Origin of the sequence: Streptomyces sp. NPDC018019 (genome assembly GCF_044327805.1) — a bacterium.
Taxonomy (GTDB): Bacteria; Actinomycetota; Actinomycetes; order Streptomycetales; family Streptomycetaceae; genus Streptomyces.
Genome location: NZ_JBIRGD010000009.1, coordinates 297,268 through 311,210 on the forward strand (window position 1 = coordinate 297,268; position 13,943 = coordinate 311,210).

General features: G+C 73.7%; 5 protein-coding genes. 4 read left to right on the forward strand and 1 reads right to left on the reverse strand.

The annotated features are described in order from the left end of the window. Window positions 1-10: 10 nt before the first annotated feature. A complete protein-coding gene (locus ACH4FX_RS18095; protein WP_398479967.1) occupies window positions 11-745 on the reverse strand; it encodes a 4'-phosphopantetheinyl transferase family protein in 735 nt (244 codons plus the stop codon). Window positions 746-874: 129 nt separating this feature from the next. Here ACH4FX_RS18095 and ACH4FX_RS18100 point away from each other — a divergent pair, with 129 nt between their 5' ends. From ACH4FX_RS18100 to ACH4FX_RS18115, 4 genes are all read left to right on the forward strand, one after another. Then, a complete protein-coding gene (locus ACH4FX_RS18100; RefSeq protein ID WP_398480012.1) occupies window positions 875-11,557 on the forward strand; it encodes an amino acid adenylation domain-containing protein in 10,683 nt (3,560 codons plus the stop codon). A gap of 95 nt (window positions 11,558-11,652) precedes the next feature. Next, complete coding sequence (locus tag ACH4FX_RS18105; RefSeq protein ID WP_398479969.1) at window positions 11,653-12,132, forward strand: MSMEG_6728 family protein; 480 nt, start codon at window positions 11,653-11,655, stop codon at window positions 12,130-12,132. Between the two features lie 387 nt (window positions 12,133-12,519). After that, window positions 12,520-12,807, forward strand: a complete 288-nt coding sequence (locus ACH4FX_RS18110) for a hypothetical protein (protein WP_398479971.1) — start codon at window positions 12,520-12,522, stop codon at window positions 12,805-12,807. 303 nt (window positions 12,808-13,110) lie between these two features. After that, window positions 13,111-13,943, forward strand: an 833-nt coding sequence (locus tag ACH4FX_RS18115) for a PE-PGRS family protein (protein ID WP_398479973.1), incomplete at its 3' end; no start/stop codon positions are given.

The following is a 13,943-nucleotide window of genomic DNA, read 5'->3' on the forward strand; positions in this document are numbered from 1 at the left end:
GGGGTGTCGGTCAGGTGCGCGGACCCTCCAGGCCGGCGAGGCGCTCCGGACCGGCGGGCGGATACAGCGCGCCGATGCGGGGACGCCCCGTGCTCACCACGGCGGCGACCGCGTCCCGGCGCGTGTCCGTGTGGTCGAGCACGTACAGGTCGCCGTGCTGGGACAGCCGCTCCGGGGAGCCGTCCGGCCCCTCCGGCAGGCCCGAGAGATCGACGGCGGACAGCCCGCCGAGCGTGGTCCTGCCGAGCTTGACGAGGCACTCCTTGCGGACCCACTGGCGCAGGAAGTACGCGTCCGGGTCGGCGTGTTCCCGCATCGCCGTCCGCTCGGCCGTGCTCAGCACCCGGCCCGCGGCACCCCGTATGCCGTCCGGCAGCCTGCGCCGCTCCACATCGATCCCGACAGGCGCGCGGCCCGCCGCGGCGGCCACCACCCCCGTGGTGTGCGACAGGCTGACGGACACCTGCGGCAGCCCGGCCAGCGCCGGCCGGCCGTGCTCGCCGGAGCCGCAGCCGGGGCAGTGCTGTTCCAGTACGAGGGCGTCGGCGGGCCGGTCCAGCAGCCGGGCCGCGCAGAGCCGTACCAGCACGTGCGCGGCGATGAAGTCGGCGCGGGCGTGCGGGCCGGGCATCGCGTCCGCGCGCCGCCGTTCGGCGCCGGTGAGCAGCCGCTCGGGCGCCGGGACCAGCTCCAGCACCTCGTCCGTGCCCGCCACCACCGCCCACGGCCGTCCGCTCGCCCCCATGACGATCACCTTTCCAGAGCGCGCACGGACCGGGCAAGGCACCCCCGTGCCCGCCTTCGACCCCACCCCCGACCCTGATGAACGGCCCGCTCCAGGCGTCGGCCGACGAGTGGAGGACCAGTGAACGACATGACGCACGCGGATGTTTCCGCCCTGCCCTTCCCGGAACTGTTCGCGGAGCAGGTGGCGCGGACGCCGGAGGCGACGGCGCTGGTCTTCGAGGATGTGTCGCTGTCGTACGGCGAGTTGGACGCGCGGGCGAACCGGCTGGCGCATGGGCTGGTGGAGCGGGGTGTGGGGCCGGAGGCGCGGGTGGCGGTGGTGCTGCCGCGTTCGGTGGAGCTGGCGGTGGCGCTGCTGGCGGTCCTGAAGGCCGGTGGTGCGTATGTACCCGTGGACCCGGAGTACCCGGAAGCGCGCCGTGCCTTTCTCCTCGCCGACGTGGCCCCCGCGCTGGTCCTCGACGAGGAGACTTTGCGCGGGGACTTCTCCGCCTACCCCGCGACCGCCCCCGCGGTCCGCCTCGCACCGGCGCACGCCGCCTACGTCATCCACACCTCCGGTTCCACGGGCGTCCCGAAGGGCGTGGTCGTCTCCCACGCGGGCCTCGCCGGACTGGCGGCTTCGCAGGCCGAGCGGTTCGCGGTGACGGGGGAGAGCCGCGTCCTTCAGTTCGCCTCGCCCAGCTTCGACGCGTCGGTCGCGGAATTCTGCGTCGCCTGGCTGTCGGGCGCCACCCTGGTCATGGCCCCCGCGGCGCGCCTGCTGCCCGGCGCGGGCCTGGCGGAACTGGTCGCCGAGCAGTGCGTCACCCACGCCACCCTGCCCCCGTCCGTGCTCGCGGCCCTGCCGCCGCACACCACCCTGCCGGAGATCACCTCGCTGGTGGTGGCGGGCGAGGCGTGCCCGCCGGACGTGGCCGGCCGGTGGTCGGCCGGGCGGCGCATGGTCAACGCGTACGGCCCGACGGAGACCACGGTGTGCGCGACGGTGGGCGAGCCGCTGTCCGGCCGTGTGGCGCCCCCGCTCGGCACGCCGATCGCGGACGTGCGCCTGCACGTGCTCGACGCGTCGCTGCGCCCGGTGCCGACGGGCGGTACGGGCGAGCTGTACGTCACCGGAAGCGGCCTGGCCCGGGGCTACCTGGGGCGCTCCGCGCTGACCGCCGAGCGCTTCGTGGCCTGCCCGTTCGGCCCGGCGGGCGCCCGCATGTACCGCACCGGCGACCTGGTGCGCCACCGGGCCGACGGTGAGCTGGAGTTCGTGGGCCGCGCCGACGACCAGGTCAAGGTGCGCGGCCACCGCATCGAGCCGGGCGAGATCGAGCAGACGCTCGCCGCCCACCCGGCGGTCGGGCAGGCCGTGGTCACCGCCCGCGAGGACCGGCCCGGCGATATCCGCCTGACCGGCTACGTCGTACCGGCCGACGGCCCCGCGCCGGACGCCGCCGGGGCCGACGCGCACCAGGTCGGCGAATGGCAGCAGATGCACGACCTGCTCTACGCCGACGGGACCGGACCACAGGACGACGAGCCGCCGTTCGGCGAGGACTTCAGCGGCTGGAACAGCAGCTACGACGGCACCCCGATCCCCGTCGAGGAGATGCGCGCCTGGCGTGCCGAGACCGTGGAGCGCATCCTCGCGCTCAAGCCCCGCCGGGTCCTGGAGATGGGCGTCGGCAGCGGCCTGCTGCTCTCGAAGGTGGCACCCGCCTGCGAGGCGTACTGGGGCGCGGACTTCTCGGCGCCCGCCGTCGAGCGGCTGCGCCGCCAGGTCGCCGCCGTACCGGACCTGGCCGGCAAGGTCGAGCTGAGCTGCCGTCCTGCCGACGAGACCGCGGGTCTGCCCACCGGCTGGTTCGACACCATCGTGATCAACTCGGTCACCCAGTACTTCCCCGACGCCGCCTACTTCCTGCGGGTGCTGCGCCGGGCCGTGGACCTGCTGGCCCCCGGCGGCCGGGTCTTCGTCGGCGACGTCCGCAACCGGCGCCTGCTCCGCCTCTTCCGTACCGCCGTGGAGCTGTCCCGCGCCGCCGCTGACACCGGTACGGACGCGCTGGCCGCGGTGATCGACCAGGGCGTCCGGCTGGAGAAGGAACTCCTCGCCGACCCGGACTTCTTCGCGGCGCTGCCCGCCGAACTGCCGGACCTGGCGGGCGCCGGCCTCCGGCTCAAGGGCACCCGCCACCACAACGAGCTGACCCGCCACCGCTACGACGCCGTCCTGCACAAGCGGCCCGCCCGCACGGTCTCCTTCGCCGACGTCCCGTGCCTGGCCTGGGGCGAGGACGTCACCGGCACCGCCGGCCTGGAAGCCGCCCTGCGCGCCCGGCCCGGACAGCGGCTGCGTCTGACCGGGGTGCCCAACCCGCGGCTGGCGGGCGAGGCGGCGGCCGCTGCCGCCGTGGCCGACGGCCTGCCGGTGCGCGAGGCGCGCTCCCGGCTCACGGACGCCGGTGCCACCGCGGGAACCGAACCGGAGGAGATCACCGGTCTGGGTGCCCGTCTCGGCCTGTGGACGGCCGTCACCTGGGCGCCCGAGGGCCCGGAAGGGCAGTACGACGTGCTGTTCGCCCCTGCGGCGGACCTGGCGTCGGCGGCCCCTGTGGACCTCTGCCGCCCGTCCGGCGACCTCACCGGCCCGCTCGCGGACCACACCACCGACCCCGGCGCCGCCCTGACCACCACGGCGCTGGTCGCCGACCTCCAACGGCACCTGCGCGACCGGCTGCCCGCCCACCTCGTGCCCGCCACGATCGTCGCGCTGGACACCCTGCCCCTGACGCCGAACGGCAAGGTGGACCGCGCCGCGCTGCCCGCGCCCGGTCCGGCCCGCCCCGGCGACGGGACCGGCGGCCGGGCGCCGCGCACCCCGCGCGAGGGCGTGCTGTGCGAGCTGTACGCCGATGTCCTCGGCGTACCGCAGGTCGGCATCGACGAGAGCTTCTTCGCCCTGGGTGGCCACTCGCTGCTCGCCACCCGTCTGATCGGCCGCATCCGCACCGCCCTGGGCGTGGACCTCCCGATCACCGCCGTGTTCGAGGCACCCACGGTCGCCCGGCTCGCCGAGCACATCGACGCCGCCGTCTCCGGGGGCCGCCCGGCGCTGCGCCCGGTCCCGCGCCCCGACGTGCTCCCGCTGTCGTACGCCCAGCGCCGCCTGTGGTTCCTGCACCGCCTGGAAGGCCCGAGCGCCACGTACAACGTCCCGCTCGCGCTGCACCTGTCCGGCGAGCTGGACCACGACGCGCTGCGGGCGGCGCTGGGCGATCTGTTCGCCCGGCACGAGAGCCTGCGCACGGTCTTCCACGAGACGGCCGCCGGCACCCCGCACCAGGTCGTCCGCGACCTGCCCGACCTGTCGTCCGTCTTCTCCGTCGTACGGACCGGTCCCGACGACGTACGGCGGCTGCTCCACGAAGCCACCCGCCACGCCTTCGACATCGCCACCGAACTGCCGCTGCGCGCAACGCTGTTCCACGTGAAACAACACGAGCACGTGCTGCTGCTCCTGCTCCACCACATCGCGGGGGACGGCTGGTCCGCGGCCCCGCTCTCGCGTGACCTGGCCGAGGCGTACGACGCGCGGCGCAAGGGCATGGCGCCCCAGTGGTCCCCGCTGCCGGTGCAGTACGCCGACTACACCCTCTGGCAGCGGGACGTCCTCGGCGACCCGCAGGACCCGGACAGTGTGCAGAGCAAGGAAATGGCTTACTGGACCGCGCAGTTGCGCGGCCTTCCGGAGGACATCCCGCTCCCGTACGACCGCCCGCGCCCGCGGCGCGCGACGTACCGGGGCGACGCCCTGGGCCTGGAGCTGCCCGCCGGCCTGCACGCGAACCTGCACGCATTGGCACGCGAGACCGGCACCAGCCTGTTCATGATCGTCCAGGCCGGGCTGGCGGCCCTGCTGACCCGCCTGGGCGCCGGTACGGACATCCCGCTCGGCAGCCCCGTCGCGGGCCGCACCGATCAGGCCCTCGACGACCTCGTCGGCTTCTTCGTCAACACCCTGGTCCTGCGCACCGACACCTCGGGCGACCCCACCTTCCGCGACCTGCTGCGCCGCGTCCGCGACACCGACCTGGCCGCCTGGGCCCACCAGGACCTGCCCTTCGAGCAGCTGGTCGAGGCGCTGAACCCGGTCCGGTCCGCGGGCCGGCAGCCCCTGTTCCAGGTGGTCGCCGCCGTACAGAACGCCCCGGAGGGCGGCTTCGGCCGGCTCGGCGTCCGCACCCGCTCCGAGCTGCTAAGCACCGGCACCGCCAAATACGACCTCTTCTTCAGCCTCTGGGAGCGCCAGGGCCCGCAGGGCGAGCCGCGCGGCCTGGACGGCTTCGTGGAGTACAGCACCGACCTCTTCGACCGCGGCACGGTCGGGACGCTCGCCGCCCAGCTGGTCCGCGTCCTGGAGACGGCGGTCGCCGCACCGGACGTCCCGCTGGCCCATCTCGACATCCTGACGGCCGGGGAGCGCGAGCGGCTGCGCCGGGACGCGTCGGCCGCCGCGCCGCCCGTACGGCACAGCACGCTGCCCGAGCTGTTCGCGGAGCAGGTGGCGCGGACGCCGGAGGCGACGGCGCTGGTCTTCGAGGATGTGTCGCTGTCGTACGCCGAGTTGGACGCGCGGGCGAACCGGCTGGCGCACTGGCTGGTGGAGCGGGGTGTGGGGCCGGAGGCGCGGGTGGCGGTGGTGCTGCCGCGTTCGGTGGAGCTGGCGGTGGCGCTGCTGGCGGTCCTGAAGGCCGGTGGCGCGTACGTACCCGTGGACCCGGACTATCCGGCCGAGCGCCGCGCCTTCGTCCTCGCCGACGCCGCGCCCGTCCTCGTCCTGGACGAGGACGCCGTACGCCAGGACCCGACCGCCCACCCGGATACCGACCCCGTGACCGGTCTGCGCCCGGCGCACCCGGCATACGTGATCCACACCTCCGGCTCGACCGGCGTGCCGAAGGGCGTGGTCGTCCCGCACACGGGGCTCGCCGCGCTGGCGGCCTCGCAGGCCGAGCGGTTCGCGGTGACGGGAGACAGCCGCGTCCTCCAGTTCGCCTCGCCGAGCTTCGACGCGTCGGTCTCCGAGATGTGCGTGACGTGGCTGACGGGCGCCGCCCTGGTCATGGCGCCGGGGGAGCGGCTGCTGCCCGGCGCGGGCCTGGAGGAACTGGTCGCCGAGCAGCGTGTCACCCACGCCACCCTGCCGCCGTCGGTCCTGGCCGCGCTGCCGCCGCGGGCGACACTGCCCGGCCTGGTCTCCCTGGTGGTGGCGGGCGAGGCGTGCCCGGCCGGCCTGGTGGAACGCTGGTCGCCGGGGCGGCGCATGGTCAACGCGTACGGGCCGACCGAGGCCACGGTGTGCGCGACGGCGGGCGAGCCGCTGTCCGGCCGTGTGGTGCCCCCGCTCGGTGCGCCGATCGGCGACGTACGGCTGTTCGTGCTGGACGCGCTGCTGCGCCCGGTGCCGGACGGCGCCGCAGGCGAGCTGTACCTCGCGGGCTCCGGCCTGGCCCGGGGCTATCTGGGGCGGTCCGGGCTGACCGCGGAGCGCTTCGTGGCCTGCCCGTTCGGCCCGGCGGGCGCCCGCATGTACCGCACAGGCGACGTGGTACGACGCCGCGCCGACGGTGAGCTGGAGTTCGTCGGCCGCGCCGACGACCAGGTCAAGGTGCGCGGCCACCGCATCGAACCGGGCGAGATCGAGCAGACGCTCGCCGCCCACCCGGCGGTGCGCCGGGCCGCCGTGGCGGCGCACACCGACCGCACCGGCGACGTCCGCCTGACCGGCTACGTCGTGCCCGCCGAGGACGCCGCCCGGCAGTCCCTCGCCGCCGGCCTGCGCCGCGACCTGCTCGGCCGCCTGCCCGAGTACCTGGTGCCGTCCGTGATCACGGTGCTCGACGCGCTGCCGCTGACGCCGAACGGCAAGGTGGACCGCAAGGCGCTGCCCGCCCCGGACCCGGCCCGCACCGGCAGGGCAGCGGGCGGCCGGGCCCCGCGCTCGCCGCAGGAGGAGATCCTGTGCGAGCTGTACGCCGACCTCCTGGGCGTCACCCGGGTCGGCATCGACGACGGCTTCTTCGCCCTCGGCGGCCACTCCCTGCTCGCCACCCGCCTGGTCAGCCGCATCCGTGCCGTGCTCGGCGTGGAACTGCCCATCGCGGCGCTCTTCGAGGCGCCCACCGTCGAGGCCCTGGTGGAACGCCTCGGACTGTCCACCGCGCGGCCCCGCGGCGCGCTGCGGCCCATGCCGCGCCCCGAGGCGCTGCCGCTGTCGTACGCCCAGCGCCGCCTGTGGTTCCAGTACCGCCTGGAAGGCCCCAGCCCCACGTACAACATCCCGCTCATGCTGCGCGTCGCGGGCCGGGTCGACCAGGAGGCGCTGCGGGCCGCGCTCGGCGACCTGCTCGCCCGGCACGAGAGCCTGCGTACGGTCTTCCGCGAGACCGGCGGCACCCCGCAGCAGGTCGTCCTCGACCCGGCCACGGACCCGGACGCGTTCGACATCCTCGACGTCACCGAGGACGTGCCCGACGACCCGGCGGCCTTCCGCGCGCTCCTCAAGGAGGCCGCGCGGCACCGCTTCGACCTCACCACCGACCTGCCGCTGTACGTGAAGCTCTTCCGCGTCGGCGCGGGGGCGAACGGCCCGGAGGAGACCGTCCTGCTCCTCCTCCTGCACCACATCGCCGGTGACGGCTGGTCGATGGCCCCCCTGTCGCGCGATGTGGCCACGGCGTACGACGCGCGCCGTGCCGGCCGGGCCCCGCAGTGGACCCCGCTCCCCGTCCAGTACGCCGACTACACCCTCTGGCAGCGGCAGTTCCTCGGCGACCCCGAGGACCCCGGCAGCGTCTACGGCCGCCAGATCGCGTACTGGCGCGAGCAGTTGCGCGACCTCCCCGAAGAGATCGCCCTGCCCTTCGACCGCCCGCGCCCGCAGCGCGCTTCCTTCCGGGGCGACTCCATCACCTGGGAGATCCCCGCGAAACTGCACCAGCGCCTGCACGCGCTCGCAGGGGAAACCGGCACCAGCCTCTACATGGTCCTCCAGGCCGGTCTGGCCGCCCTGTTCACCCGGCTCGGCGCCGGTACGGACATCCCGCTCGGCAGCCCCGTCGCGGGCCGCACCGACCAGGCCCTCGACGACCACATCGGCTTCTTCGTCAACACGCTCGTGCTGCGCACCGACACCTCCGGCGACCCCGCCTTCCGGGAACTCCTCCAGCGCGTACGCAGCACGGCGCTGACCGCCTGGGCCCACCAGGACCTCCCCTTCGAGCAGCTCGTCGAGGCCCTGAACCCGGTCCGCTCGGCGTCCCGCAACTCCCTTTTCCAGACCATGCTCACCCTCGACAACGCGCCCGAAGGCGAGTTCACGCTCGGCGGCCACGCCGCCCACACCGAACCCGTCCACGTCGACGCCTCCCGCTTCGACATGTCGGTCTTCCTGACCGAACGGCGCGGCGCGCACGGCGAACGGCCCGGCATGGACGGCGCGATCGAATACAGCACCGACCTCTTCGACCGCGGCACGGTCGAAGCGCTGGCCGCCCGGCTGGTCGCCCTGCTCGACACGGTGACCGCCGACCCCGACCAGCCGCTCACCCAGCTCGACGTGCTGACCGCCGACGAGCGCGCCCTGCTGCTCGGCGAGGTCAACGCCACCGACCGGCCCGTCCCGCGCACCTCGCTGGCGGCGGCGTTCCAGGCCGTCGTGGCCGCCCACCCCGACGCGCCCGCCCTCACCGCCGACGGGACCACCCTGACCTACGCGGAACTGAACGCCCGCGCCAACCGCCTGGCCCGGCACCTGGTCACCGACCACGGCGTCGGAGCGGAGAGCCGGGTCGCCGTCCTCCTGGACCGCTCCGCCGACCTGGTCGTCGCGATCCTCGCCGTCCTCAAGGCGGGCGGCGCCTACGTACCGCTCGACCGGCGCTACCCGGCCGCCCGCATGCGCCTGATCGCGGCCGAGACCGAAGCCGTCCTCGTCCTCACCCGACGCGACCTGCCGGCCGCCGCCTACCTCCCCGGCGTACCGGCCCTGGCCGTGGACGCCTGCGCCGAAGCCGTGGCGGACCTCCCCGCCACCGACCTCGCCGCCCCCACCGCCCACGCCGACACCGTCGCCTACGTCATGTACACCTCCGGCTCCACCGGCACCCCGAAGGGCATCGCCGTCACCCAGGGCGACGTGGTGGGCCTGGCCGCCGACCACTGCTGGGGCGACGGCGAACCGGACGGCGCCCGGCACACCGTGCTCGGCCACGCCTCCACCGCCTTCGACGCCTCCACCTTCGACCTGTGGGTGCCCCTGCTCAACGGCGGCCACCTGGTCATGGCGCCGCCCGGCGACCTCACCCCCGACGACTACCGCCGCCTCCTCACCGGACACCGCATCACCGCGGTCCTCCTCACCACCGCCCTGTTCAACCTGATCGCGGAGGAGTGCCCCGGCGCGCTCGCCGGTGTCCGCCAGGTGTGGACGGGCGGCGAAGCGGCCTCCCCGTCCGCCGTACAGAAGATCCTCACCGCCTGCCCGGACACCCGCGTCCACAATGTCTACGGGCCCACCGAGGTCACCATGTCCGCGACGTACCACGCCCTGCGGGGCCCGCAGCGGGTCGCCGGCACGGTCCCCATCGGCCGCCCCATGGACAACACGCGCGTCTACGTCCTCGACAGCGCCCTGCGCCCCGTCGCACCGCCGGTGACCGGCGAGCTGTACGTGGGCGGCGCGGGCCTGGCGCGAGGGTACGTGGGACGGCCGGGACAGACCGCCGAACGCTTCCTCCCCGACCCCTTCGGCGCGCCGGGCGCCCGTATGTACCGCACCGGCGACCTGGTCCGCTGGACCAGGGACGGACACCTCGACTACATCGGCCGCGCCGACTCCCAGGTCAAGATGCGCGGCTTCCGCATCGAACCCGGCGAGATCGAAACCGTCCTGGACGCCCACCCCGCGGTCGCCCAGGCCACCGTGAACCTCCGCGAACTCGCCCCGGGCGACACCCGCCTGGTCGCCCACCTCGTCCCCGTCTCCAAGGAGGCGTTCGACTCCACGGCGCTGCGCCGCCACCTGCGCGACCGGCTGCCCGCCTACATGGTCCCGTCCGCCCTCGTGGCGCTCGACGCCCTGCCGCTCACCCCGAACGGCAAGGTGGACCGTACGGCGCTGCCCGCCCCCGACCCGCGCTCCGAACTCGGCGGACGCGGCCCCCGCTCACCGAAGGAAGAGATCCTCTGCGCGCTGTACGCCGACGTGCTGCGCGTCCCCCGCGTCGGCATCGACGACAGCTTCTTCGCCCTCGGCGGCCACTCCCTCATGGCGACCCGCCTGATCAGCCGCATCCGTACCGCCCTGAACGTGGAACTGCCCATCGGCGCCCTCTTCGAGGCCCCCACCGTCGCCGCCCTCGTCCGGCGCATCGACTCCGCCACCGCCCAGGCCCGCCCGCCGGTGAAGGCCGCCGTACGCCCCGACACCATCCCCCTCTCGTACGCCCAGCGCCGCCTCTGGTTCCTGCACCGCCTGGAGGGCCCCAGCCCCACCTACAACATTCCCCTGGCCCTCCGCTTCTCCGGCACACTCGACCCCGAGGCCCTACGGGCCGCCATCGGCGACCTCGTGACCCGCCACGAGAGCCTGCGCACTGTCTTCCCGCGCCGGGCCCGCGCCGCGCAGCAGATCATCCTTCCGCCGGACTCGGGCGCCGACCTCCTCACCGTCGTCGAGGTCACCCCCGACGACCTGGCCCCGTCCCTCAACAAGGCCGCCCGCCACGCCTTCGACATCACCGCCGAACACCCCCTGAAGGCCGCCCTCTTCACCACCGGCCCCACCGACCACGTCCTCCTGCTCCTCCTCCACCACATTGCGGGCGACGGCTGGTCCATGGCACCCCTGTCCCGCGACCTCGCCGCGGCCTACGACGCCCGCAGCGCGGGCGAGGAACCGCAGTGGACCCCGCTCCCCGTCCAGTACGCCGACTACACCCTCTGGCAGCAGCAGTTCCTCGGCGACCCGGCCGACCCGGACAGCACGTACAGCCGCCAACTGGAGTTCTGGCGCTCCACGCTGTCCGGCCTCCCCGCCGAAATCCCCCTGCCCCTCGACCGACCCCGCCCGGAGGCCACCACCTACCGCGGCGACATGTTCCCCCTCCACCTCCCCGCCGACCTCCACCAGGGCCTGCACGCCCTGGCCGGCGACACCGGCACCAGCCTCTACATGGTCGTCCAAGCGGGCCTGGCGGCCCTGCTGACCCGCCTGGGCGCCGGTACGGACATCCCGCTCGGCAGCCCCATCGCCGGCCGCACCGACCAGGCTCTCGACGACCTCGTCGGCTTCTTCGTCAACACCCTGGTCCTGCGCACCGACACCTCGGGCGACCCCACCTTCCGCGACCTGCTGCGCCGCGTCCGCGACACCGACCTGGCCGCCTGGGCCCACCAGGACCTCCCCTTCGAACAACTCGTGGAAGCCCTCAACCCCGCCCGCTCCACCGCCCGCCACCCCCTCTTCCAAACCCTCCTCACCCTCGACAACGCCCCCGAACGCCACTTCACCCTCGGCGGCAGCCCGGCCACCCTCCACCCGGTCGACCTCGGCGTCTCCCACTTCGACCTGTCCTTCGGCCTGACCGAACAGCGGTCGGGGGCAGGGGAGCCGGAGGGCCTGGAAGGCTTCGTGGAATACAACACGGACGTCTTCGACCGGGAAACCGTGGAGGGAATCGCGGAGAAACTGGTGACACTGCTGACAGCGGCCGTGACGGCCCCGGACGGAGCGATCTCCGAATTGCTCCCGTAAACGGCCGGGAGACGGGGCCCGCAACCTCGCCCGAACGACGTAGCGGGCCCCGCCGATCCCACGAACAGCGGCCAAGAAGACATACACCAGACCCCATGCAGACCTTCCTCCCCTACCCCGACTTCGCAGCCACCGCCGCCGTCCTGGACCCACGCCGCCTGGGAAAACAACGGGTGGAAACCCTCCAGGTCCTCCGCGGCCTGACCGTCCCCGGCTATGGCTGGCGACACCATCCGGCCGTCCGCATGTGGCAGGGCTACGAGGAGGCGCTGGTCCGATACGGACTGGAAATGTGCCGCCAATGGACAGAGGCGGGCCACCAGGACACCTGCGCCCTGACCCTCACCCAGGACTTCGCCACCCACTACCCCCGAACCCCCGTACGCTCCTACGCCGAACTGTCCGAAGCCGGCGACCTCCCGAACTGGCTGGGCGACCCGGAATTCCACCAAAGCCACCAGTCGGCCTTGGTGACAAAAGCTCCGGAGCACTACCGCACGTATTTTCCGGACGTTCCGGAGGGGGTGCCGTATGTGTGGCCGACGTCCGACCGGGCCGACGGCCGGGGCGCGTGACGGATGCCGGAAAGTGCCTGCGATTCAGTGGGGGTCTATTACGTCGTACGGGCCGCTCCGCGAACGGGCTGCCCTGCTGACGTACCAACCATCGCCGCGATGAGGGCGCCGGGGGCTGCCGACTGAAACCGTATCCGTGTCCGGTGCGTCGGTTAGGTTGATCAGCAGATACGTGAGCCATGAGAACGGGAGGGACATTCCATGACGGAATCCGGCAACACGGGTGGGATGTCGGATGGTGCCGCTGCCGCTGGGAACAATGGAAGCACCGGCGCCGGGGGAAACGCAGGCACCGCCGGAGGAGGCGCAGCGGGCGTCCCAGGCCCCCAACCGCCGTCGCTGCAGTCCTACCCTCCGCCTCTCCCGCCGTCCGCCACACCTCCCGCGGTGGTGCCGACCGATGCCGATCACGCTCTGGAGATCGGCCGTACGTTGTTCCCGCGCGTGGGCTCGCCTAGCGGCCCGGTCGACCTGTTCGTGCACGAATTCGACATCGGCTACCTCATCTACCCCGGCTACCCGGCCCATGACGATCCGTACGTGCCACCGCCATGCCCCGGCGGCAGCAACGCCGTCATCGCCAAGGCCGACGGTGAGGTGACGTTCCTCCCGAACCGTCCGCCGGAGGACGCTGTCGAGCTCTACCGCCGGCTGCTGAGCCGCGACACACCCTGACCGCCCAAACACGCGGGGTTCGCCGTCCGCCGCACATTGCCCGCGCCAGGAGCGGTCGTGAGGGGGCTGACGAGACCTGCGTGGCCGGGGCCGCGCCGGTATCGCCCGCGGAACGGAACGGAGAGCCCTGTGGTGGGGTCTGACGGCCGCGCTGCCTGAGCGCACCGCAGCATGGACGCCGTTGGCCTCGCCCTGGTACGGAGCCGGCCGGGTCACCGGCTCCCGGACAGGAAGCGTCCCGGGGCGCGCCGGTCACCGCCTTGTACTGAACAATCTCACGCACTTTCACGGGGGAGCACCGCCTTGTCTCTCATGCTGCCGGACCCGCTGGAATGGGTCCTGGACATGCTCGGCTTCAACTGGCCGCATGCCGACGAGGACAAGCTGGTCGAATGCGCGCAGGTGTGGCGTCAGTTCGCGAACGAGGTGGCCAGGCACCAGTCGCGCGGGTACACCGCCGCGAGCAATGTGCTCTCGGTCAACGCCGGTGACGCCATCGAGGGCTTCAGCAAGGCGTGGGACAAGTTCGCCGACGGGTCGGGCTACTTCGACGACGCGCGCCAGGCCGCCGAGATCATCGCGTACACGCTGGAGGCCGCCGCGGCGCTGGTCGTCGGCATGAAGATCGCCGTGATCACGCAGCTGGCGATCCTGGCCGCGGAGATCATCGCGGCCCAGGCGGCGGCGCCCTTCACCCTGGGCCTGTCCGAGATCGGCGCGGCGGCCGGCACCCTCGCCACCCGCGAAATCGTGCGCCGCATCCTCAAGGAGGTCGCCAAGCAGCTGCTGGACGCCATCATGGAGGCGGCCAAGGAGCCGGTCATCTCCGCGCTGGAGGCCATGGCCTCCGACCTGATCGCCCAGACCGTCAACCAGAACTTCGGCGCCCAGAACGGCTACGACCTCAAGCGCACCGCCAAGGAAGGCATCGCCGCCGGCAAGGACGCCGTCAAGAACACCGGCGAGACCCTCGGCGAGGGCCTGCGCGACGGCGCCGGCCACCGGGCCGGCCACCGCGCCCGCCACGGTCTGGACTCCGCCGCCGGCCACGGTGACCACGGCGGCGACGGAGGAGGCTCGGGCGACAGCGGCGGTTCCAGCGACAGCGGTGGCCGTTCCGGCAGCGGCACGGGTTC